18 protein-coding genes are annotated in these 22,739 nt (G+C 73.3%); 10 read left to right on the plus strand and 8 right to left on the minus strand.

Annotated elements, in window-relative coordinates; all coding sequences use genetic code 11:
* A complete protein-coding gene (locus P8T65_RS42770; protein ID WP_316730832.1) occupies positions 1–1,569 on the plus strand; it encodes an AAA family ATPase in 1,569 nt (522 codons plus the stop codon).
* 16 nt (positions 1,570–1,585) lie between these two features.
* The gene (locus P8T65_RS42775; RefSeq protein WP_316730833.1) at positions 1,586–2,158 is read left to right on the plus strand and encodes a hypothetical protein; all 573 of its coding nucleotides are present in this window, start codon (positions 1,586–1,588) and stop codon (positions 2,156–2,158) included.
* Between the two features lie 6 nt (positions 2,159–2,164).
* Here the strand turns inward: P8T65_RS42775 and P8T65_RS42780 are convergent, their stop codons facing one another.
* On the minus strand, positions 2,165–7,285 hold the full coding sequence (locus P8T65_RS42780) for a CHAT domain-containing protein (protein ID WP_316730834.1): 5,121 nt from the start codon (positions 7,283–7,285) through the stop codon (positions 2,165–2,167).
* A 165-nt stretch (positions 7,286–7,450) separates the two neighbouring features.
* Between P8T65_RS42780 and P8T65_RS42785 the strand changes: the two genes are divergently transcribed.
* On the plus strand, positions 7,451–8,149 hold the full coding sequence (locus P8T65_RS42785; RefSeq protein WP_316730835.1) for a DUF3168 domain-containing protein: 699 nt from the start codon (positions 7,451–7,453) through the stop codon (positions 8,147–8,149).
* A 1-nt stretch (position 8,150) separates the two neighbouring features.
* A complete protein-coding gene (locus tag P8T65_RS42790) occupies positions 8,151–8,834 on the plus strand; it encodes an RES family NAD+ phosphorylase (RefSeq protein WP_316730836.1) in 684 nt (227 codons plus the stop codon).
* Between the two features lie 278 nt (positions 8,835–9,112).
* Here P8T65_RS42790 and P8T65_RS42795 read toward each other — a convergent pair whose 3' ends face one another.
* The 4 genes from P8T65_RS42795 to P8T65_RS42810 all read right to left on the minus strand — a co-directional run bounded on the left by P8T65_RS42795 (position 9,113) and on the right by P8T65_RS42810 (position 13,634).
* Positions 9,113–10,300, minus strand: a complete 1,188-nt coding sequence (locus P8T65_RS42795) for a macro domain-containing protein (RefSeq protein WP_316730837.1) — start codon at positions 10,298–10,300, stop codon at positions 9,113–9,115.
* 141 nt (positions 10,301–10,441) lie between these two features.
* Positions 10,442–11,575, minus strand: coding sequence for a PP2C family protein-serine/threonine phosphatase (locus tag P8T65_RS42800; RefSeq protein WP_316730838.1), 1,134 nt, complete (start codon positions 11,573–11,575; stop codon positions 10,442–10,444).
* 35 nt (positions 11,576–11,610) lie between these two features.
* Positions 11,611–12,669 carry an alcohol dehydrogenase catalytic domain-containing protein gene (locus tag P8T65_RS42805; RefSeq protein WP_316731901.1) on the minus strand — a complete coding sequence of 353 codons (1,059 nt, stop codon included), beginning with the start codon at positions 12,667–12,669 and terminating at the stop codon, positions 11,611–11,613.
* 140 nt (positions 12,670–12,809) lie between these two features.
* Positions 12,810–13,634: an IclR family transcriptional regulator gene (locus P8T65_RS42810; protein ID WP_316730839.1), complete on the minus strand. Its 825-nt coding sequence runs from the start codon at positions 13,632–13,634 to the stop codon at positions 12,810–12,812.
* Between the two features lie 49 nt (positions 13,635–13,683).
* Here P8T65_RS42810 and P8T65_RS42815 point away from each other — a divergent pair, with 49 nt between their 5' ends.
* The 3 genes from P8T65_RS42815 (at position 13,684) to P8T65_RS42825 (ending at position 19,311) form a co-directional block, all read left to right on the plus strand.
* Positions 13,684–15,396, plus strand: coding sequence for an IlvD/Edd family dehydratase (locus P8T65_RS42815; RefSeq protein WP_316730840.1), 1,713 nt, complete (start codon positions 13,684–13,686; stop codon positions 15,394–15,396).
* 128 nt (positions 15,397–15,524) lie between these two features.
* Positions 15,525–18,218, plus strand: coding sequence for a LuxR C-terminal-related transcriptional regulator (locus P8T65_RS42820; protein ID WP_316730841.1), 2,694 nt, complete (start codon positions 15,525–15,527; stop codon positions 18,216–18,218).
* 262 nt (positions 18,219–18,480) lie between these two features.
* Positions 18,481–19,311: an SGNH/GDSL hydrolase family protein gene (locus P8T65_RS42825; RefSeq protein WP_316730842.1), complete on the plus strand. Its 831-nt coding sequence runs from the start codon at positions 18,481–18,483 to the stop codon at positions 19,309–19,311.
* Here P8T65_RS42825 and P8T65_RS42830 read toward each other — a convergent pair.
* On the minus strand, positions 19,308–19,883 hold the full coding sequence (locus P8T65_RS42830; RefSeq protein ID WP_316730843.1) for a PadR family transcriptional regulator: 576 nt from the start codon (positions 19,881–19,883) through the stop codon (positions 19,308–19,310). The two genes, P8T65_RS42825 and P8T65_RS42830, sit on opposite strands and share 4 nt — an antisense overlap.
* Positions 19,884–20,027: 144 nt before the next feature.
* On the opposite strand from P8T65_RS42830, the gene P8T65_RS42835 reads away from it, so the two are divergent.
* Both P8T65_RS42835 and P8T65_RS42840 read left to right on the plus strand, forming a co-directional pair.
* Positions 20,028–20,420, plus strand: coding sequence for a nuclear transport factor 2 family protein (locus tag P8T65_RS42835; RefSeq protein WP_215451941.1), 393 nt, complete (start codon positions 20,028–20,030; stop codon positions 20,418–20,420).
* Positions 20,421–20,456: 36 nt separating this feature from the next.
* On the plus strand, positions 20,457–21,047 hold the full coding sequence (locus P8T65_RS42840; RefSeq protein WP_230216535.1) for a hypothetical protein: 591 nt from the start codon (positions 20,457–20,459) through the stop codon (positions 21,045–21,047).
* On the opposite strand, the gene P8T65_RS42845 is transcribed toward P8T65_RS42840, so the two are convergent.
* Together P8T65_RS42845 and P8T65_RS42850 are read right to left on the minus strand one after the other, a co-directional pair.
* Positions 21,007–21,387, minus strand: a complete 381-nt coding sequence (locus P8T65_RS42845; RefSeq protein ID WP_316730844.1) for an antibiotic biosynthesis monooxygenase — start codon at positions 21,385–21,387, stop codon at positions 21,007–21,009. The genes P8T65_RS42840 and P8T65_RS42845 overlap by 41 nt on opposite strands.
* Complete coding sequence (locus P8T65_RS42850; protein WP_316730845.1) at positions 21,384–22,409, minus strand: helix-turn-helix domain-containing protein; 1,026 nt, start codon at positions 22,407–22,409, stop codon at positions 21,384–21,386. Before P8T65_RS42850 ends, P8T65_RS42845 begins: the two co-directional genes overlap by 4 nt.
* Before the next feature lie 190 nt (positions 22,410–22,599).
* Here P8T65_RS42850 and P8T65_RS42855 point away from each other — a divergent pair, with 190 nt between their 5' ends.
* Positions 22,600–22,722 (plus strand): hypothetical protein, encoded by a 123-nt coding sequence (locus P8T65_RS42855; RefSeq protein WP_316730846.1) that lies wholly within the window; start codon positions 22,600–22,602, stop codon positions 22,720–22,722.
* Positions 22,723–22,739 lie beyond the last annotated feature (17 nt).

Below are 22,739 nucleotides of genomic sequence, written 5' to 3' on the forward strand. Positions count from 1 at the left end.
ATGTCGAACTACTCCGACAGCAAGCGTGATCTGGACAACTACCTCACCGCCCGGGTGCCCGTCGTCGGACTGCGCACCATCGAACAGGCCCGCGCCCTGCGCATGCTCAAGGAGGTGGCGACCCAGCCGAGACGCGCGAACCAGCAGTTCTGGATCCACACCAGAGCCACCGGACTGCGTGATCTGCGGTCGGGAGCGGCCGTCCTCGACGACCGGTCGCTGACCGGCGCCATGGACTTCGCCGCCGCCCAGTTCGCCGCCCGCCCCCACGCCACCCTCGTCCTGGTCGACCCCGGCGAGCTGGAGTCCGACACCCCCTTCACCCGTAACGTCGCCGAACTGGCCAGGATCGCCGACACCCACGCCGGATGCGTCGTCCTCATCACGGACAACCCGATCTGGAGCGGTCTGCAACGACTCGGTATGAGCCTGCAGTTGGACCTGCCGAACGCCGACGAGATGTACGCCACCATCAGCGGCTTCCTCACCGACCACCGGGGCGTGGTCTCCATCGCCTGGACCGAGCACGACGCCCGCCGGGCCGCCGAGTTCCTCCAGGGCGTCACCGAGGGCGAGGCGGTGAACCTCATGGCCACCCTGATCGCCAAGGGGTCCGTGGAGGCCGCCGACGTGCTGACCCTCGCCAGTTCCAAGGACCGCATCTTCAACAACCTCGCCGGACTCGAACGTCTCGCCCTCAAGGACGTCGACTACTCCGTCGGCGGCCTCACCAACCTGCGCGGCTGGCTGGAGCGCAAACACCGGCTCATCCACACCGACCTGCGCGGCACCCAGCTGCGCCCGCCGCGCGGTGTCCTGCTGGTCGGCGTCCCGGGCTGCGGGAAGTCCCTGTCGGCGAAGGCCATCGCCCAGCAGTGGCGGCTGCCGCTGTACCGGCTGGACATGGCCGGCATCCACGGCCGGTACCTGGGCGAGTCCGAAGGACGGATGCGCGAGGCGCTGGACGCCGCCGACCGGGTCGCTCCCTGCATCCTGTGGATCGACGAGATCGAGAAGGGGCTGGCCGGCAGCCACGACAGCTCCGGCGTCCAGCAGCGCATCATCGGGCAGTTCCTGTTCTGGCTCCAGGAGTCCGACTCCCGGGTCTTCGTGGTCGCCACCGCCAACGACGTGCGCAGCCTGCCGCCCGAACTGCTGCGCAAGGGACGCTTCGACGAACTGTTCTTCGTGGACCTGCCGGACGACCAGGACCGCAGGGAGATCATCGCCCTCTACTACCGGCGCTACGTCAAGGCCGAACCCCACCCGGACCAGCTCGACCGGCTCGTCGACCTCTCCGAGGGCTTCGCCGGCTCCGACATCGAGTCGGCCCTCCACGACGTGGGCGCCGAGGTCCTGCTCGGCGGCGGGGTGGAGCGGCTCGACGCGTCGTTCGTCGAGGACACCTTCGCCAACACGGCCCCCCTCAGCCGCAGCAACCCCGAACAGATCGAGGAGATCCGCGCCTGGGGCCGGGAACGCGCGGTACCCGCAGGACGGTCCGGCCCGGCCACCACCACCCCCGGAGCGGGCACCGCGCGCAGGGTGGTCGTCCTCGGCGACACCTGATATGGGGGAGGCGTGGGTGGCCCTGGCGGTCGCCACGGTCGGCGTCGTCGGCACACTGGGCGCCGCCCTGCTGACGCAGAGCCGGGCGGACCGCACCAAACGACTGGAACTCCAGGCGCTGGCCCGGCAGCAGGGCGAGGAGCGCGAGCACGCCGAGCGGGTGCGCCGGGCCGAGCTGGCCGCGGCCCGGGGACGCGAACGGCACGAGCTGCGGCGTGCCTGCTGCGTCGCCCTCAACACCGCCGCCCGGCAGTACCAGACCGCCCAGGTCAACCTGTGCCACGCCCTGCGGGACGGCCCCGAGGTGGAGGACTGCGCACAGCGACTGGACGAGCGCCGCGCCGCCCACCGGGAGGCCTGCGCCGAGGCCCAGTTGATCCTGCCGACCGCCGTGCTGGTCTCCGCGGGCGCCGCGAGCAGGCAGCTCAACAGCGGGTACGGGACGCTCCGGAAGTTCCTCGCCGCCGTGCCCGTGGACGCCGGGACGCTGGACGCGTTCGACCCGGAGGTCCGCAAGGCGTGGACACTCCTGGCGGACATGCGCCAGGAGATGCGCCGCGATCTGGGCGTCGACGACACCCTTGGCTGACGTCCCCTACTGACCGTGGTGCGTGAACGACGCCCAGATCTCCAGCTCGTCCGGCGGCCCGGTCGTGGTGTCCGTCAACAGCGCCTCGCACGCGCTCAGTTCGGCGGGCAGCACCCGGTCGGGGTCCAGCATCCACAACTGGGCCGCCCGTAGCGCGTCCCGGGGTGGCGTGCCCTGTTTCATGTGGTGGTGGACGAGGAGCACCAGCAGAGTCGTCCGGGGGTCGTCCGCGATGGCCCAGCGGGAGCCGACGACCGCCGTGGCGCCCGCGCCCAGGAAAGCCGTCGCCAGGGTCAGGGCCTCGTCGTGGTCGCTCAGGGTCAGATCGCTCGTGCAGTTGGCGAGCAGCACCGTGCCACCGGGCATCGCGGGGTCGCGGCCCGCGGCGCCGGTCAGCAGGTCCTGCACCGACACCGTGTGCGTGGCGTCCAGTTTGAGGACGGAGTCGTTGGAGGTCGTGCCGGTGTCCGCGTGACAGTTGACGTGCAGCAGCGCGGTCGGCGAGGGCCCCCGTCCCGGCAGGAACGGTTCGAGCGACCGCGGCTCCGGCGGCAGCGCCGCCCCGCCGGTGCCCGGGCCCCCGCCCATGCCGCCGATCACGGTGACCCGCGGATGGAGGGAGACGACGAGCGCCGCCTCACGGTGCATGGTGGGCGAGCCGTCCGGGTCGACGACGACGGCCACGGCGCCCCGGCCGATGACGGCCGTGGGGCGGTCGGCGACCTCGATGAGCTGGCGGGCGCTGGCACAGTACGAGATGACGGCCCGCTCGCACGCGTGGCCGGCCTTCGCCGCCCCCCGCCCACCCGGGGTCGAGGCCGTGGACACCGGCCGGCGGGCCGCGTGCCAGGGGACGATGCCGAGGGGGCCCACGGGCGCGAGGACGATCCGAGGGACGCGGCCCGGCCACCAGGCCTCGGCGGCCGCCAGGAGCGGTTCCATCGCGACTTCCCCGGCCCATGAGCACAGCCGTCCCAGAGCCGACCGCCACCTGCCCTCCAGCAGGAGCAGCGCCTTGCGACGGCGTTCGTGCATGACCAGTGGGTGGTGCGGGGCGGGCGGCTCCCGACGGCCCTCCTCCTGAAAGGCCTGCAGAGCGGCGTCGTACGCGCCGACGGGGCCGGTGGGCACCGAGGTCAGCCCGGGCAGCCGCAGCGAACGGACCACTCCGGTCGCCGTGACGATCACCGCGTGGCCGCAGGCCCCGTCCTCGCCGGGCACGAGATAGACCAGGGCGTCGGTCCCCATCCGGCGCAGTGTGCGCCCGAGCACCCCCGGACGGGGCGCGGACAGCAGCCGTTTCTCGGCGGCGCCGCCCGCCAGCGCCTCCAGGACGCGCCGCCGCAGATCGTCGGGCACCTCGCTCAGCCGGCCGCTGTCGACGGCGGCCCGCACCCAGGCGTCGGCCAGCTCCGTGTGACCGGCTTCGCGCAGCAGGTCGGGGACGGTGACGTTCATCGTCGTCGCGTTCAGCACCAGCCCGCGCCCGAGTTCGAGCGCCTCGAACGCCGCCTCGGGCAGCCCGTCGGTGAGGCTCCAGCGGACCAGCCGCAGCATGTCCGGCGCGATGGCCCGCGCGGCTTCGAGCCCGTGGTCCGCGCCGGACTGCAGCAGCACGGAGCGGCCGTACGCGGTCAGCGCCGATCTGCCCGTCTCACGGGACTGCCGCCGGTGTTCGGCCTCCTGCGGGCCGAAGGCGCGATGGGCGAGGGCGATCGTCCGGATCAGCGCGATGGCGAAGGGGTCACCCGGGCTCGCGTTGAGCACCACCCGAGCCTCGCGCAGGACGGCGACCGCCTCCTCCAACTCCTCGCGGCGCCCCGACTCCAGGTGCCGGGTGAGCAGCAGGGTGCCCAGCCCGTACAGACACCGCCCGCGCGACCCGTGGAACTCGTGGGGACCCTCCGCCGCCGCACCCCTCAGCAGAGCGATGCCCCGACCGAGGGCGTCGAGCCGGTCCGGCGCCGCCTGCCCCGCGACGGTCGTGCGCCGCGCGAGGGCCGCCGCGGCGCGCAGACGCAGCGCGGGGCGGTGCGGGCTCCCGGCCGGACAGGCCGTCGCGGCCTCGACGAGGGCGCCCACGGCGGCCTCGACCGCCTCGGTGTTCCCCGTCTCGCGTGCCTCGCGCAGGGCGTGCGCCGCCAGTTCCGTACGGACCGCCGGCATCCGGGGATGGTCCGCGGGCAGCGTGCGCCCGGCCTCCTGCCAGGCGCGCACGGCGTCGGCGGCCAGCGTCGGGGAGGGCCGCCGACGGGACCGCGCGAGCAACAGCCACGCCGTGCCCGCGGCGGACAACAGCTCACCCCTGAAGGGGGCGTGGCCGCCCGTCGGCTCCGCGGCGCGGAAGATGTGCGGCGGCACGCGCGGATCCCCGGCCTCGGCCAGCACGGTGTGCAGCGGCGGACGGACGAGGTGTTCGGGCGTGCGGTCGAGCAGCACGTCGTACTCGTGCACGGCGGCGTCGAGGTCGGCGTGGTCGCCCAGCAGGACATGCCGGTCGAGGAGGAGATGGGCCAGGAACTCGGCACACCGGTCGGCCAGCGCCGGGGAGGCCGTTGTCGCCCCGTGCTCGTTGCCGTTGCCGTTGCCGTTGCCGTTGCCGTTGCCGTCGCCCGAGGTCGTGGCGTGTGTGGCCGCCGTCGCGTCCCCTGCCGTGTCCGGGGTGGAGAGGGCCCGCCGGACCAGGGCGATCGCGCTCGTCAGGTCCTGGCCGTCGCGCTCGCGGAGCCAGCGGCGGTAGTGCAGCAGCGCCCGTGCGGCGGCCACGGCCGCGCTCGCCGGGGCCTCGTCGCCGCCGAGGATCTCGGCGACCCGGCCGGACGGCAGCGCGAACGGGTCTGGCGTGCCGTCCCCGAGCAGGACGGTCGCGGCCGGGTCGATCGTGGGCGGGGTGAGCGCACCCTCGTCCTCCTGCGGCTCCGCCGGGCCGGAGGCACCGGGTGCGGGGCTCTCCGGCCGGGTCCCCGGCGCCGCGTCCGCCCGTTGCCGGCGTGCGGCGGCCGGGAACAGCGTGCCCAGCAGCGTCCGGAAGTCGGCCACCGCCCCTTGCCGCAGCGCCTGGTCGATCATCACGCGCGTCGCGGATCCCGGCGGCAGCAGGGCTCGGGCCTGACGGAGCGTCGCCGTGGTGGTGGCCCGGTCCGTGAGCGCGGCCTCTCCCGAACGGTCCAGGACGAGCCCCAGGGTGCCCGCGACGGCCAGCATCACGGCCCTGAGGCCCCAGGCCTCCGGTTCGAGCAGCGGTGCGGCCCGCCGCAACCGGTCCGACCAGACGCGGCAGTCCGCCGCCGACGGCATCCCGTCCGGTGAGCGCAGGAAGCCCACCATGACGGAGAGGAAGACGAAGTACGGCTCCTGCTCCGTGGCGGCCGGGTCCAGCAGCCCGGCGAGCAGGTGCAGATCGTCCTCGACGGTGGGGAACCCGGTGACGTCCGGCACCGGCCGGTTCCCGGAATCCTGGGGCGCGGTGAACGGGTCCGTGTACCAGACGCGGTAGAGCATCGCGGTGCGGAACGAGGCGTGCAGGTTCTCGTCGCGGAACTCGCTGTCGGCCGGGGCGCGTTCCAGGACGACGCGCAGGATGCGCAGGGCGTCGCGGAGGGACTCGTGCCGGACCTGCGGCAGCGCGCAGGCGAAGTCCAGCAGCAGGGCGACGCCCAGCACACACTGGGCGGCCAGGTGGAGTTCGTCCTCGTGGTGGTAGAGGCCGGTCGCCGTGCGCAGCAGCCCGATGGCCTCGCGGAGGTCCGCCACCATGCGGGGCTCGGCCTGGGCGGGCGACAGGGCCGGGTCCGCGGTGCCGGTCGTGAGTGCGTTGTTGGACAGGTCGTACGCGTACGGCGTTCCGCGGTCGATCGCCCGCTGGTTCAGGGTGATCGCGGTCTTGAGGACGAGTTCGGCCCGGTCGGTGTCGTCCGGCGCGACGAGGGAGGCGAGTTCACGTGCGCGGGCCGCGAGCCGGTCGACGCCGTCGTCGTCCAGCAGTCCGTTCGACAGCTCGATCCAGAGCAGGTCGACGATCCCGGCCAGACACGCCACCCTCGCCTCGCCGGTCCCGGGGAGGCGGGTCAGTGCCTGCTCCCACAGGGCCCCCGCCTCGGCGCGGTCATGGGCCGGTGCCGGGTCGTCGGGGTGCTGGGCCGCGCGATTGCGTTCGGACCGCTCCGCCAGGGCCAGCCCCAGGTTGGTCGCGATCCGGTGGGAGGCCTCCTCGGGCAGCGCGGGATGGGCGAGGGCGGTCCGGTACCAGTCCACGGCGATCGACTGGGCCCGCTGACCGGAGTCGTACTGTGTGAGCGCGTCGCACGCGTCCGCACCCAGCTCGGCCGCGTCGCCGCCCCCGGGGCCGGGGTCGCTCAGCAGCGGCCGCAACACGTCGAGCACGCCACCGAACTCGGCCGCAGGATCCGGAGGTTGAGTGTCCGAAGGGGTCGACTGTTCGTAGCGGTCACCCAGTTCGAGCAAGGACAGCATCGCGAGGTCGAAGGCCACGTCGGGGCGCAGGTCCGCGTCGAGGTCGCCGGAGTCGTGTGCCGACCGCAGGAGTCCGACGGCGGCGCGGCGGTCCGCGAGCCGTTCCGGACTGTCGTGGTCGGGGCAGCGGCAGCGGTCCGAGAGGACGAGACCCAGCACCGCCCGGCACAAGGTGGCATCCGGCAGGTGGCGCACGTCCGGGCCGCCGAGGATCGGGCCGAGCAGTTCGACGACCCGGTCCGCGTCGGCCGACCGCCGGGTGCCGGGCTCGTTCGTGCGCCAGCGTTCGGCGAGGTCGAGGGCGAGTTCGCGGCGGACGAGCACCAGGTCGGCGCGGTCGGGCGGGGTGCCGGGCCCGGTGGAGGAGTACGCCTCGGTGGCCAGGGAATGTACGAGGTCCAGGCGCGCGATCGTGTCGTCCAGGTCCGCGGGTGCCTGGCCGTACGCGTAGCGGAGCCTGGCCGCGTCGGCGGACATCCCGAGCAGCAGCCGGAGTTCGGCCGGGCCGGTGGCGGAGTCGGTCAGCTCCGTCAGGTTCCGCTCCACCTCGTCGAGGAGGTCCACGACGTGCTCCCGGCCTTCCCCCTCCAAAGCGTCCTCGGCCGCTTCGAGGAACTGTACGACGAGGTCGATCCGAGCGAAACGATCCGACATCCCGGATTCCCCGGAGTGATCATCGATTCCCTGATTTCCGGTGTACACGAAATCCCCCTGCCCGCTTCGGGGAATGCTCCCCGTACCGGCTCTCGAATTGCCAATCGGATCGTAGCTCACTAGCGTACGGCCGCATCCGGATTCCGGATTCCAGGAGGGGAACGAATGGACGAGTACGAGCAGCAACTGATCGCCGCGCTCGTGTCGGAACCGCAGTCGATCCGGGAAAAACTCGCCCCGGAGGACCGGGAACAACTCGACGTCCTGCTGGACCTCGTCGCCGAGGGCGGGAGCGAGGAACGGCTGCGGGGGATCAGCCGCGCCGTCGCCGCCCATCTGCGCGCGGCCCTGCCGGGCGACGAGGGGCGGGCGGTGAGCCGGCGCTACACCTCCTCGTCGCTCGTCCGGCGGCCGCCGCACGACGTGCTCCTGGACCGCTTCGCACCGGGCGGGACGGACCTGCCCGGCAGGGGCCCCGAGGGGGCCCGGGGGTCCCGTGGCGCACCGCCGGGCGCCGTGCGGTGGGCTTCGGCGCGCGAGCGGCTGCTGGCCGAACCCGCCCTGACGGAGACGGACCTGACGGAACTCTTCGGCGTCGCGGCCGACCAGCCCGGACTGATCAGGCTCCGCGCGGCCGCGGGGCCCGAGCAACTGCCCGCGTTCCAGTTCGACGGCGAGGGCCGCCCCCGGCCCCTGGTGCTCGCCATCAACGCGATGCTCGGCGCGGCGGCCGACCCGTGGGGGGTGGCCGACTGGTGGCTGGGGCCCAATCCGTGGCTGGACGCCGTGCCGGCGACCCTGCTCGGCACGGGGCTGGACGATCAACTGCTCGCCGCCGCGAGCGTGGTGGGGGAGGACGACTGACATGGCTCGTGGAGCGAAACTGCCCGAGAAGGGCACGGCGAACGCCAGGAAGGCGGTCCGCCGGGCGGGGGAGGTCTTCTACCGGGTGCACTCACGGCGGCGCCGGGCGCACCACTTCAACCCGGAGCCGCAGGACCACCACTTCGGCGGCGGTCGCTTCGACAGCACTCCGAACGATTCCTACGCGTACCTCTACGCGGCCCCCAAACCCGAGACCGCGATCATCGAGAGGTTCGTGCGCACCCTGCGCTTCGACGGCCAGGGCAACTCCCGCGTCCTGCCGCGGAAGGAACTGGACGGCAGACTCCTGTCCCAGGTGCGGCTCACCCGGGACGTCGAACTGGTCTCCCTGAGCAGCATCGTCCACCTCAACGCCGTGCAGCAGAGCGACTGGTGGCTGGTGGAGTCCGACCCCACGGAGTACGCGTTCACCCGGCGCTGGGGGCACTGGCTGCGCGGCGAGGCGGACTGGGCGGACGGCTTCGTCTGGCGGTCGCGGCTGGACGGCCCCAACGAGTCCCTGGTCCTCTTCGGGTCCGCCGCCGAGAACGACCTGCTGACGGAGACCGACGAGCCGCCGAGGATCCTCGACGACGCGGACGGTCTGAACTGGCTGGCCGAGACCCTGGAGGACTACCGCGTCGAGATCGGGACGGTCGACCCCGCGCCGGGCATCGGCTCCTGACACCGCCCGCCCCCACCCCGCCCCCGCCCGTCCCTCCCGGGCACTTTCCGGGCGGGAACCGGTAGCTTTCCGGATTTCCTCGGGGGATCGGTAAAAAGAGGTTCCGGCGTCCCTGGCGTCCGTGCATACTTCTGATCGGAAGGCCGCAGTGAGAACACGGGGAAATGGCGGGGGAAAGTCGGGGGAATGCGGCAGGAGCAGGGCACGGTATTCGAGATTCCCGGGCGAGAGAATTCGAATACCGTGCTCTCTCGCGTCGGACGAAACGCACGTCGGATTCAGGGCCGCCTGTCGCTCAGCACGTCGAACACCGCACGGGCACTGACCGGATTGCGTGTCACCAGATGCACCGACCAGTCGGGATCGGCCCCCAGCACCTGCTCCAGCGTTCCGACGACCGTCTCGGCGCTGGTCCGCGCGTCGAGACCGCCCCGGCCCGCCCCGAGCAGGGGCAGGGCGATGGACCGCAGCGGGACACGGCCCGCACGGCGTTCCGCCGCCGCCAGTTGGAACACGCGCCGGACGGCGGCCGCGACGGCATCGGGCGCGGTCTCGTACCCGTCGCCCGTCGCCGAGGGCGTGGCGACCGCCGCGTGGAGAATTCGCCGCACCCCCTGCGCCGACAGGGCTCCCGGCGAGGTGACGGCCACCGTGCCCGCCGCCACCGGCAGACCGGGCACCCCGAACTTGCGCATCCAGGCGGCGAGTTGGCGTGCTATCACGTCGTCCGTGATACGGCCGACGGAGTCCTTGGTGGCACCGGCCCGTCGCAGACTGCCGGAGACCGTGCGGCGGAACGTCTTGGACATCTCGAAGTAGATGTTCTCCGAGGAGACCAGGACGTCCACGCCGGTGACGAGTTCGATGGGCGCCACATGCACGGTGACCAGGACGTCCCCGTGGGAGAAGGCGGTCCGCACCACGTGGCGTCCCGCCCGGACGGGAAGGACGGCATCCGACGGCGGTGCCGCGCCGACACCCTCGGAGGGACCCGCCCGGGTCCCCGGCACGGCCGCGGCGTCGCGGCCCTCGCCGTTCAGGAGCGCACGCGCGACCTGTTGGAGCATCAGCTTCTCCTGATGCTTGCGGAACCGCTCCGCCCCGACCCGGTAGACATGGGCCGCCCGCTCCCGGCGTTCCTTGCCCGACAGGTCGCGGGTGCCGGAGGCGAAACCGAACGAGTGGAGGGCCGCGTCGCGCAGCAGCGCCCCGTCGAGGCCCAGGACCACGGTGTGCAGCAGACGCTCGACGGCCTCCGGTTCCACACGGATTCCCGGTGCGGACGTCTCCGCTGTCTCCGCTGTCTCCGCACCGGGCGTCCGGCCCGCGACGCAGGCGTGCAGCATCTCCAACTCCGCCTCGTGCAGCCGCAGCAGCCCCAGCGCGCGGACCCGGCCCAGTTCGTCCACCAGCCTGTGCAACACCGTCGGGACACCGGGGGCGGCCCGCTCCTGCTCATCGGTCACCGCTCAAGGATGAGCAGGGCGTCCGCACCGGGCAAGCGGTTTGGGACGATCCGGAGAAAACGGTCCGTGGGCCGGGCCCGCTACGTGCCCGACGGCGCCATCGGGCGCCAGGAGGCCTCTTCGGTCCCGGTTCGGTCCGGTTCAGTGGCGTGGTGACCGGCGCACCGTCAGGACGGCCACGTCGTCGTGCCGGCCGCCGCCGCCCGCGTACGCGCGGGCGTCCTCGTACAGGGCCCGGGGCAGCTCGGTGGGGGAGAGGTCGAGATGCTCGGCGAGACGTTCGTCGACCGGGTAGAACGTGCCGTCGGCGGCCCGGGTCTCGGTGAGGCCGTCGGTGCTCAGCAGCAGCGTCGCGCCCTCCGGAAACGCGAACCAGCCCACGATCGTGGGTTCCAGGGCCAGTTCGGCGAGGCCGAGCGGGACCCCGGAGTCCAGCGCGGCCGTGGTGACCGTTCCCTCGTGCAGCACGTGCGGCGGGACATGCCCGCAGTTGACGGCCTGCACCTCGTCGCCGTGCGCGTCGATGCCGATCACGAGGGCGGTGACGAAGCGCTCGTCGTCACCGGTGTGCTCGGCGTAGGAGTTGTGCCGCACGACCGCCGCGTCCAGGGCGTCGACGAGGGCGGTGAGAGTGGGCTCGCGATGGGCGGCCTCACGGAAGGTGCCGATCACGGCGAACGCGGCGCCCACGGCGGCCAGTCCCTTGCCCTGGACGTCTCCGATCAGCACCCGGGTCCCCCAGGGCGAGTCGACGACGTCGTAGATGTCCCCGCCGACCAGCCGGTCCTCCTGGAGGGGCTCGTAGACGCCGTTGACCAGCACGTCGCCGGTGAGCAGCGGGAGAGGGTGCAGGATGTGCCGCTGCATGGCCGCGGCCGTGGAGCGCAGCCGGAACATCTCGTGCTCGCGCCGGATCCGCCGGTGGCAGGCGTACACCGACGCCACGCCCAGGGCGAGGGTGAGCAGCACGAGGAGGAGCCGGTCGAGCCAGCGGTCGGCGTCGACGTTGCGCACCACCGCCGTGGTGGTGACCACGAGCGTGGTCCACGCGGCGACGAACGCCGTCTGGCGGACCGTGCACAGCGCGGAGGCCGTGCCCGGCAGGAACACCAGCAGGCCGAGCAGCCACACCTCGGACCCGGACAGCACCCCGAGCGCCTCCACCACGGCGGTGACCGCCAGCACGCCGAGGATCAGTTCGGCGTTGCGCGGCGGCTCGATGGCCTCGAAGGCGTCGACGGCCTCGACAGGTCTCTTCCGGCGGATTCCGGCCATGCCAACTCCCGGGCAGATCGTGATCTCCCCGTACGTTAAGCCGGGTCCTCCCACGGGCGGGAACCGCCCCGCCGGAGCGGCCGGAGCCGGGGGTCGACATGGACCTTCGGCCCGGCTCCGGCCCCGGCCGGCCGCTCACCGGCAAGCACCGGGCCGACGTCGTCGAGGGTCACCGTGGCGGCGACGAGCGGCCGGGGGTCGATCACGCCGGTGGCGTACGCGCGGATGGCCGCGTCGAGTCCGGGAGAGGCGGACAGGACACCGACGGCCGTGACGTCCTTGAGGACGAGCGCTCGGGTGTCGATCCGGCTGGGCACGGCGGCCAGCCCGATGTAGACCACGCGGCCGCCCGGCTCCACCAACTCCACTGCGCGGTGCGGCAGTCGGGCCGCGTTCGTGGCGTCGACGACGGAGTCGAAGGGGAGGTCCGGGAGGGAGTCCTCGGTCCAGGTGTGCTCGAATCCCAGACTGCGGGCAAAGGCGAGGGAGGCGGCGTTCTCGCCCATGAGGTGGACCTCCGCACCCGCGGCCCGGAGGAACAGCGCGACCAGCAGCCCGATCGTCCCCGGGCCCAGGACCAGGGCCCGGTCCCCCGGCCGGGTCGCGGCCGCCTCCGCCGCGCGCAGCGCGTTGCCGCCCGGCTCCACCAGCGCGCCGAGCACCGCGTCCACCGAGTCCGGCAGGCCGTGCAGGGACGTGGCCGGTACGGTGAGCCGCTCCGCCAGAGCCCCCGCCAGACCCCCGCGGATGCCGACCTCCAGGCGCCGCTCACAGACGTGCTGGTCGCCCCGGAGACAGCGGCGGCAGCCGCCGCAGCCCAGCATCGTGTCGCCCATGACGCGCCGGCCGACCCAGCCCGGGTCGACACCGTCCCCGCCCGCCGACACCCGCCCGGCCCACTCGTGGCCGATGCGCATCGGATAGGCCGCGTGCCCCTGGTGGAGGTAGGCCATCGTGCCGGTGAAGAACTCCATGTCGGTACCGCACACCCCGACCCGCTCCACGTCGACGACGACCTCCCCGGGCCCGGCCACCGGCGCCGGGAGCTCCTGGACCTCGTACGAGCCGGGGGCGGTGAGGACGAACGCGCGCATGAGGTCCACGGGTCTTTCTCCAGGGCTGGTGGGATGCCGTGCGCCCGGGGCCGGGCGGGGGACGGGGTCTTCTACGGCGGGCCGGGCTTCGGTGAGGTCTCTGCGGGGTGCGGGGCGAGGGGTCGCATCGGCGCGGGGCCTCATCGATACGGCTCGCCCAGGGGCCCGAGCAGCGCGCGGATCTCGTCGAGCGCGCCGATCAGGGCCGCCAGGGGCGTCCGGTACGTGAGCGCGCTGACGCTCACGGCCCCGGACGGGACGGTCGGCGAGGTCAGGAACACCGGCAGCGCCACGCAGTTGACCCCGGTCTCGGTCTCCTGGTCGTCGACGCCGTGGCCCCGGGCGCGGGTGGCCGCCAGCTCCCGGTGCAGCGCGGCGGCCGTGCACAGCGTCCGGGGTGTACGACGCTCCAGGGACGAGCCGGCGATCCACGCGTCCACCTCCGTCGGGGTGCCCAACCGCCCGGCGAGCAGCAGCTTCCCGACGGCGGTGGTGTGGGCCGGGTTGCGCCCGCCGACCGTCGACGTCAACCGGACGGCGCCGTCGGGCGGGTCGACCTTGGCCCGGTACACGACCTCCCGGCCGTCGAGCACCGCGTAGTGCGCGGTCTCCCCGAAACGGTGGGCCAGAGCTTCCAGCACCGGGCGGACGCGGACGTGCTCCGGCCGCGCCTCGTGGTGCGCGAAGGCCATGCGCAGGAACTCGTCGCCGAGCCCGTAACGCCCCCGCGCGTCCTGGTCGGCGAGCCCGGCCCGGCGCAGCGCGACCAGCGCCCGGTGCACCGTCGGCTTGGGGCTGCCGACCACCCGGGTCAGCTCCTCCAGACCCACCCCGCCCGGATACCTGGCCAGCTCCTTCAGGACCGCCAACACCCGGTCCGCCCCCACGAGACGGCCGCCCCCGGCACCCGTCGGGCCACCCTCCGCGGGGTCTGTCGCGCTCCCGTACGCCTGCGTATGCTTCATCGCGTTCCAGACTGTAGACCGCCGTACCGATAGTCGGAAGGAACTCCGGGTGACGCTCCGCAGCGCGCAGTGGTACGGGGGACAGGACCGCAACGCCTACATCCACCGGGCGTGGATGCGACGGGGCGTGCCGGGCGACGCCTTCACCGGACGGCCGCAGATCGCCATCGCCAACACTGCCTCGGACCTCACTCCCTGCAACGCGCATCTGGACGAGGTCGCAGCCTCGGTGCGCAACGGCGTGTACGAGGCGGGCGGTATCCCGCTGGACCTGCCGGTGGTGTCGCTCGGCGAGACGAACGTGCGGCCCACCGCGATGCTGTGGCGGAACATGGCCGCGATGGCCACGGAGGAGATGCTGCGGGCCAACCCCGTCGACGGCGTGGTACTCCTCGGCGGCTGCGACAAGACCATCCCCTCCCTGCTGATGGCCGCCGCCTCGGTGGATCTCCCCGCGGTCGTGGTCCCCGGCGGACCGATGCTCAACGGCACCTTCCGCGGCGCCCGGCTGGGCTGCGGCACCGGCGTGTGGCAACTCTCGGAGGAGGTCCGGGCGGGCACGCTCTCGCAGGAGCAGTTCGTACGTTCCGAGTCGGCGATGATCCGCAGCCGGGGCCACTGCAACACGATGGGCACCGCGTCGACGATGGCGCTGGTCGCCGAGGCGCTGGGCACGGTGGTGCCCGGTCTGGCCGGGACCCCCGCCGCCGACAGCCGGCTGCTGGAGGCCGCGCACCACACCGGCCGGCTGGCCGTGGACATGGTGGGCGCCGACCGGCGGCCGGGCACCTTCCTGACCGAGGCGTCCTTCCACAACGCGATCGTCGCCCTGGCGGCGATCGGCGGTTCCACCAACGCGGTCGTCCACCTCCTGGCGATCGCGGGCCGGTCGGGCGTCGACCTGACGCTGGACGACTTCGACCGCATCGGTTCCCGGGTGCCGGTCCTGGTCGACCTCCAGCCCGCCGGCCGCTTCCTGATGGAGGACCTGCACCGTGCCGGAGGGCTGCTCGCCGTCCTGCGGGAGGTCCGCGATCTGCTCGACCCCGACGCGCTGACCGTCACCGGCCGGCCGCTGGTCGACTTCCTCGACGACGCCCCCATCTGGGACGCCGAGGTCATCCGCACCCGCTCCGAACCGTTGGTCGCCGAGGGCGGCATCGCCGTCCTGCGCGGCAACCTCGCCCCCGACGGCGCGCTGATCAAACCCGCCGCCGCCTCACCGCACCTGCTCCGGCACCGGGGCCGGGCCGTCGTCTTCGACTCCATCGAGGACTTCCGCGCCCGTATCGACGACCCGGACCTCGACGTCGACGCCGACTCCGTCCTCGTCCTGCGCGGCTGCGGCCCCAAGGGCTACCCGGGCATGCCCGAGGTCGCCAACATGCCGCTGCCGAAGAAGCTCCTCGAACAGGGCGTCCGTGACATGGTCCGCGTCTGCGACGGCCGGATGAGCGGCACCGCGTACGGCACGGTCGTCCTGCACGTGGCGCCGGAGGCCGCGGCCGGCGGCCCGCTCGCCCTCGTCCGGACCGGTGACGTCGTCACCCTGGACGTGGCGGCCCGCCGCATCGACGTCGACGTGCCCGCGGACGAGCTGGCAGCGCGCACGCCCGACCGGGCCACACACGACGGTTTCGCCGCACCGCGCCGCGGCTGGGAACGCCTCTACGTCGACCACGTCCTCCAGGCCGACACCGGCGCCGACCTCGACTTCCTCCTCGGCTCCAGCGGCTCCGAGGTGAGCCGCGAGTCCCACTGACGCCGGACGGCACTCCGCCGAGCCCCCGTGCGCCCTCGGCGGCCGTGCGACGGGCGGACACGGGGGAACGCTGGGATGCTGAACGAGGAACGCTGCCCGAGTTCCGACGACTGGTGGTGGTGAACGCCATGGTGAGGTCCGGGGAGAGGGGGCAGGGGTCGGCAACCCGCGCCGATCCCCAGGGCGCCCCGTTCCTGCCGACCCGCTTGGCCGTTCCGGCCCGGCCCGCCACGTTCCTGCGGCGCACACGTCTGGACGGCCACCTCGACCAGGCCCTGAGCACACCACTGACCGTGGTCAACGGGGCCGCCGGTGCCGGCAAGACCCTGCTGGTCGCCGACTGGGCGGCCCGGCGGGACCGGCCGGTCGCCTGGCTCACCACCGAGGCCGGCGACCAGGGCCCCGGCATGTTCTGGGCGTATGTCCTCCAGGCGCTCCGCGCGGCCGGCGTGCCCCTGCCGGCCGACATCGGCTGCCCGGCCGACGCCGGCCGCGTGGACCGCACCCTGCTGACCCGGCTCGCCGCCGAACTGGGCGCCCTTGAGCGGCCCGTCATCGTGGTGCTCGACGAGTACGACCGGGTGACCGATCCGGAGATCGCGGACCAGCTTGAGTTCGTCCTGCACCACGCGGCGTCCGGTCTCCGCCTGATCCTCGTCACCCGCACCGAACCCCTGCTGCCGCTGCACCGCCACCGGACGGCCGGCGACATCACGGAGATCAGGAACGCCGAACTCGCCTTCACGCCCGAGGAGGCGGCCGTCCTGCTGGACCTGCACGGCCTGCGGCTCCCGGTACCCGCCGCGGAGGCGCTCGTGGAGCGCACCCGGGGGTGGGCGGCCGGTCTGCGGCTGTGCGCGCTGGCCGCGAGCGAGAGCCCGGACCCGGAGACCTATCTGAAACGGTTCGAGGCGGAACGCACGGCCGTCGCCGACTTCCTGCTCGCGGAAGTGCTCGAACGGCAGACCCCCGAGACCCAGGACCTTCTCCTGCGGGTCAGCGTCCTGGACCGCTTCCGCCCCGAACTGGCGGACGCGCTCACCGAACGCGACGACGCCGAGCGCATCCTGGCCGGGCTGCACCGGGGGAACGCGTTCGTCGAGGACCTCGGGCACGCCTGGTACCGCCTGCACCCCCTCTTCGGGGAGATCCTCCGCGCCCATCTGCGGATGCGCCACCCCGGCCTGGAACCCGTGCTCCACCGCCGGGCCGCCCAGTGGCTGCTCCGCTCGGACATGCTCGCGGAGGCGCTCGGGCACGGCGCCGCCGCGGGCGACTGGGAGTTCACCGCCGGAGCCCTCGTCGACGACCTCGCCATCGGCCAGCTCTTCACCGGCCTGCGCTCCGACGACCTCACCGACCTGTTCTCCCACATGGACCCCGGGGCCACGAGTCCCGCCGCGGACCTCGTACGGGCCGCCCGCGAGCTCTCCCGGTGCGAGCTCGACCGCGGCCTGACCCACCTGCGGCACGCCGAACGGAGCCTCGCGGGGGAGGAGGACAGGGCACGGGCCCAGGACGAACCGGGCCCGGCGGTGGCCCGCCTGAGCTGCCTGCTGCTGGAGACGCTGGCCGCCCGGCTGACCGGCTCACCGGGCAGGGCGGAACAGGCCGCCGGGACCGCCGAGCGGCTGCGCGACCAGGTCCCCGCCCACCTCCTGGACCGGCACCCCGAACTCACCGCCCTGCTCCTCGCCCATCTGGGCTCCGCACGGCTGTGGGCCGGGCGCTTCGAGGAGGCGCGCACCGCCCTGTCGCTGGTCGCCGAAGGCTCCGACGGCGTGTCGACCGCGCTCCCGCGGGAGGACTCCCTCGGCCGACTGGCCCTCATCGACTATCTGAACGGCTGGCTCGGCAGGGCGGAACGCAAGGCCATGGCGGCACTGACCGTCTCCGAGCGGTACAGCCTGCCGCAGCCGTCCGGGTTCGGCGTCGCACGGCTCGTCCTCGCGGCCGTGGCCGTGGACCGGAGCGAACTACGGCTGGCCCGCGCCCATCTCGACGCGGCGGCCGACACCCCGCCCGCGACGCGGGACCCGGTGACCGAGGCCGGCCGGGCCCTCGCCACCGCCCGTCTGCTGCTGGCCCGCGGCGACACCCGGTCCGCCCTGGCGGCGGCCGAACCGGCCGTGGCCGCCGATGTCGCCTCCCCCTGGGCGGAGGGCAACACTGCCCTGGTCGCCTCCGCCGCCCACCTCGCCCGAGGCCGGCCCGAGGCAGCCGCCGAACTGCTGCACGCCGTGCCCGGCCACCAGCCGGTGTGCGCGGTGGGCGAGGCACGCGCCCGCCTGGCCGCGGGCGCGCCCCTCGCGGCCATCGAGCTGCTGGACGGGCTGCGCCCCGAGAGCCCCACCGGCCCGGCGGTGACCGTACGGGCCCTGCTGGTCCGTGCCGAGGCCGCGCACGCCCTGGGCGACCAGGCCGCCGTGCGCCGACTCGTCGCCCAGGCGCTCCAGGAGGCCCGGCGCGAGCGGCTGCGCCGGCCCTTCGCCGAGGCCGGCGGCTGGCTCCGGCCGCTGCTCGACACCGCCCCGCTGCGGAGTCTCGCGGCCGGCTGGCTCACCCCCGAACCGGCCGGACGGCCCACGCGCACCGGGCCGCCGGCACCGGAGGAACGTCCGCCGGTCGTGGAGGAGCTGAGCGGCCGCGAACGCGATGTGCTGCGGCGCCTGGACCGGATGATGTCCACCGAGGAGATCGCCGCCGATCTGTGCCTGTCGGTCAACACCGTCAAGACGCACCTCAAGAGCGTCTTCCGCAAGCTCGCGGTCAACCGCCGCAACGACGCCGTACGCCGTGCCCGCGAGCTGCGACTCCTCTGAGACCCGTGCCGCCGCACGTCTCGGTGACGCCGAACATGTTCACCGTCCGGCAGACCGACTCGGGGTGCCGGACGAACCAGGGCAACTGCAAGCGCGCGACGGCGGGCAGGGCGGCGCCGTCCGCGGGCCCCGCGTCCCGGCACCCCCTGTGCGGCCGTGAGCCGGCTGCTATCTTCATAGTCAACGATGCACCTAGGTTCATCGTTGACTATGACGAGGGGCCGTCGCTGTGCCGACGGCGTCGACGAGAGGCGGTCGGTCCGTGCCGAGCGGTGCGTATCTGCGCTATGTCGCCCTGGGCGACAGTCAGACCGAGGGGCTCGGGGACGGTGACGACCGTGGTCCGCGGGGCTGGGCGGACCGGCTCGCCGAGCGGCTCGACCGGCACCACCCCGGCCTCAGGTACGCCAACCTCGCGGTCCGCGGCCGCAAGGCCGGCGAGGTGCGCGCCGGGCAGCTCGCCCCGGCGCTCGCGATGCGCCCCGACCTCGCCACCGTGGTCGCCGGAGTCAACGACGTGCTGCGCCCGCGCGTCGACCTCGACGAGGTGGCGGGCCATCTGGAGGCGATGTTCGCCGCCCTCACCGCCCAGGGCGCCACGGTCGCGACCCTCACCTTCCCCGACGTGGGGCGCATCTCCCCGCTGGCCCGCCCGATCGGCCGCCGGGTGCTCGCCCTCAACGACCGCGTCCGGGAGGCCGCAGGCCGTCATGGAGTGGTGGTCGCGGAGACGGCGGTGCACGCCGCGGCGGCCGACCCGCGACTGTGGAGCGCCGACCGGCTGCACGCTGGCCCGCTGGGGCACGAGCGCATCGCGGCCGCCGTGGCCCAGGCGCTCGACCTGCCGGGCAGCGACGACACCTGGACCCTGCCCCTGCCGGTCGAGGAGGCTCCCGTCGCCGCCTGGCGGGCGGTGGGTGCCGAGGCGCGCTGGATCGGTACCTTCCTCGGCCCCTGGCTCGGCCGCCGTCTGCGCGGCCGATCCTCGGGCGACGGCCGTCAGGCCAAGCGCCCCACCCTCACGCCCCTGACCGCACCCACTGACCAGGCGTCCGGCCAGGACCCCCGCCAGGGCCTGTCCGGCAGGGCCTAGACGCGAGGGCGCGCCGCGGCCGCGCGCTGGTCGAGTCTGCGCAGGGCCATGTCCCCCCACTGCAGGTTCTCCCGCTCCAGGGACATCCCGCGCAGCAGTGTGAGGTACGGGCCGACGCGTTCGGCCTCGGTGAAGTAGGCCTCCTCCGAGCGTCCGTCGAGGAGGCGTTGGCGCAGCCTCTCGTAGTGGGCGAGCTTGGTGGTGGCCCACTCCATGCGCTGGGTGATGGCGGCCCGAACCGCCTCGCTGTCGCCGACGTCCACGCACTGCACCTTGACCATCAGCTCGTCCCGGATCACCTCCGGCTTCCCGGGCGGCTCGGCGGTGTAGGCGCGCACGGCCTCGCGCCCGGCCCGGGTCAGCGAGAACAGGCGCTTGTTGGGGCGGCGTGCCTGTTCGACGACGCGGGCCGTGACCAGCCCTTCGGCCTCCATGCGTTCCAGCTCCCGGTAGAGCTGCTGGGGAGTCGACATCCAGAAGTTGGCGACCGTCGCGTCGAACGCCTTCGCGAGGTCGTATCCGGATGCCTCGCCCTCCAGCAGCGCGGCCATCACCGCGTTCCGCAAAGCCATGGGCACACGCTAGCAGCGTCGTGATCACTCAACGAGGTGACCATTCCCTGCTCTTTCGCCCTGTGGACAAGGGTGACGCGCCCCTCTAGTCTCCTCATGACTTACTCAACTCGTTGAATATGAATCTCTGTGAGAGGTGGGTTCATGCACGCCTTCCGTAAGGCCGTGGAGAGCGGCGACATGGAGGCCGTCGCCGCCCTGCTGGCCGACGATGTCGTCTTCACCAGCCCGGTCGCGTTCAAGCCGTATCCGGGCAAGGCGATCACCGCCGCGATCCTGCGCGGTGTGTCCCGCGTCTTCGAGGACTTTACGTACGTCCGCGAGATCGCCAACCCCGACGGGCGCGACCACGCCTTCGTCTTCACCGCGACCGTCGCCGGCAAGCGGCTCCAGGGCTGCGACTTCCTGCACTTCGACGACGACGGGAAGATCGACGAGTTCACGGTGATGGTCCGACCGCTCTCCGCCGCCCAGGCGCTGTCCGAGGCGATGGGCGCACAGTTCGAGCAGATCGCCCGCGAGGCGGCCGAAGGCTGACCATGCGTTGTCAGCGCCCGTTCGTAGGATCTCGGCATGTCCGATGCCTTCACGGTCCTGTGGACCCACGACACGTGCCGTGCCCTGCGCACGGCGGGGCGCGAGGGTGAGCGCCCGCCCGTCGCCTTCAGCGGTGTCCATTCCTCGCTCCCCGCCTGGTCGGGCGCCCGCCCCGACGACGAGGTGTACGCGCTGCACGTGAACCGGGGCGAGGTGCTGGTGGTGAGCCGGATGCGCGTGGTCGACAGGGAGCGGCGCGACTGCTGCGGCGCCGCTCCGGCGACCTGGAGCGACCCGGGGTTCCCCGGACACCACGCATGGTCGGCGCTAGGCGCGGGCGGCTGCGGGGCCGAGGCCGTGCACGTGGACGCCACACCGGTTCGCTTCGACCTGCCGATACCCGGCGACCTCCTCGGACGCCTGACCTGGCGCAACCGCCGAGGACAGACCCGGAACCTGAAGTACGTGGCGGACGGACGACTGCAGCGCGCGGTCAGCCTCCAGGGGTTCTACCGGCTCGCGCCCGAGTCGGCGGACGACCTCGCGGCGGTGCTCGACGGCACCGCCGCCCGCCCCGGTCCGCCGGTCAGTCCACTGCCGGGTTCCGCGGGGCCCCCGCTCGCGTGAACCCGTGGCTCCGCTCCACCTTCGCCACATGCAGCGAGTAGCTCTGGTACCACTGGGCACGCCCGCGCTTCTGCGCCGTGCGGTGCTCGACGTCGGTACGCCACCGCGTCAGCGCGTCGGCGTCACGGAAGTAGCTGACGGTGATGCCCAGCCCGCCGGGGGTCTGCGCATGGTCCATCCCGAGGTAGCCGGGGAGGGACTTCACCAGCTCCTCCATACGCGCGTTCGTCTCCGCGTAGCCCTCCTGATCCTCGGTCCGCACGGTGGTGAACACAGCCACGTAGTAAGGGGGTTCGTAGGCCTCGACGGGCGCGACAGCTGCTTCTGAGTGATCGCTCATGGCGCTACCGTACGGAGCGCATCGGGCCCAGCCGCCTCCCTGCCCACCTGGACCGTGCGGAAGCCTCGGCGGTAGGCCGACGGCGAGGTGCGCATGATCTTGGTGAAGTGGTGTCGGTAGGTCACGGGTGACTCGAAGCCGACAGCGGCCGAGACCTCCTCCACGGAGGCCTGTGAGGTCTCCAGCAGCGGCAGGCTCGCGCGGACCCGCTGCGAGATCAGCCAGCGGATCGGTGAGATCCCCTGGCTCCTCGCGAAATGCCGCAGATAGCTGCGCTCGGACATCCGCGCCTCGCGGGCCAGCGTGCCCACCGTGATCGGTCCGCCCAGGTTCTTCAGCGCCCACGCCATGCTCCGCGCGAGCCCGTCGTCCTCCGGCGGGGCCGCCACCGACGCCTCGATGTACTGCGCCTGGTCGCCGTCCCGGTGCGGCTGGATCACCAGGCGGCGTGCCACCGTATTGGCCAGCTCCGTCCCGAAGTCCTTGCGCACCAGGTGCAGGAACAGATCCAGACTGGCGGCACTGCCGGCACCGGTCAGGACATCGCCCTCGTCCACGTACAGCGGATTCGGATCCACCTCGACCAGCGGGTGGCGGGTGCGCAGCAGGCCGGCCCACCGCCAGTGCGTGGTGGCGCGCCGGCCGTCCAGCAGTCCGGCCGCCGCCAGCTTGTAGGCGCCCGTGCACGTGGAGACGATGCGCGCACCGGCCCGGTGCGCGGCGCGCAACTCCTCGATCAGCGCGTCGGACGGCGGTACGTCCAGATCGGCGCTGCTGGGCACGATGACGGTGTGGGCGGTGCGCAGCTGCCGCAGCCCATAGCGCGTGGTCAGCACGGCACCGCCCGCCAGGGGGACGGAGGTGGGCCGCTCCGCGCAGAGCCGCAGCTCGTAGCGTCCGGGGATCAGGTCGCCCAGGTACGGGCCGAAGACGGCCGTGGCCATGCCGACCTCGAAGGCCGAGGTCTCGTCCGTCACCAGCACGGCGACCCGGTAAGGGGTCTCTGCCTGCCGCTCTCTCATCGCTCGCTCCTCCCTCGGTATGACGGAGTCCCTGGCGGAATCTTATCGAAAGGTGTCATTGCCGCCACTGGTTCGCGTCGTGCGCTCACGGAACGCTGGGTGATGTCAACAGGACGAAGAGATGCGGAGACGTATCGGCGCAGAGACGCAGAGACGTATCGGCGCAGAGATGAAGAGAGGTGGAGACGGAATGTACGCACTGGGTATCGCCTTCAAGCGCTTCTTCCGTGATGTGGTGTACGGCATCGACGCGGCCCATGCGATCCGTCACGGGCTGCGGCCGGCGCCCCCGCCCGCGCACTGGAACGACTGAGCGGCCGACCGGGGGCG

Origin of the sequence: Streptomyces sp. 11x1 (genome assembly GCF_032598905.1) — a bacterium.
Classification (GTDB): Bacteria; Actinomycetota; Actinomycetes; order Streptomycetales; family Streptomycetaceae; genus Streptomyces.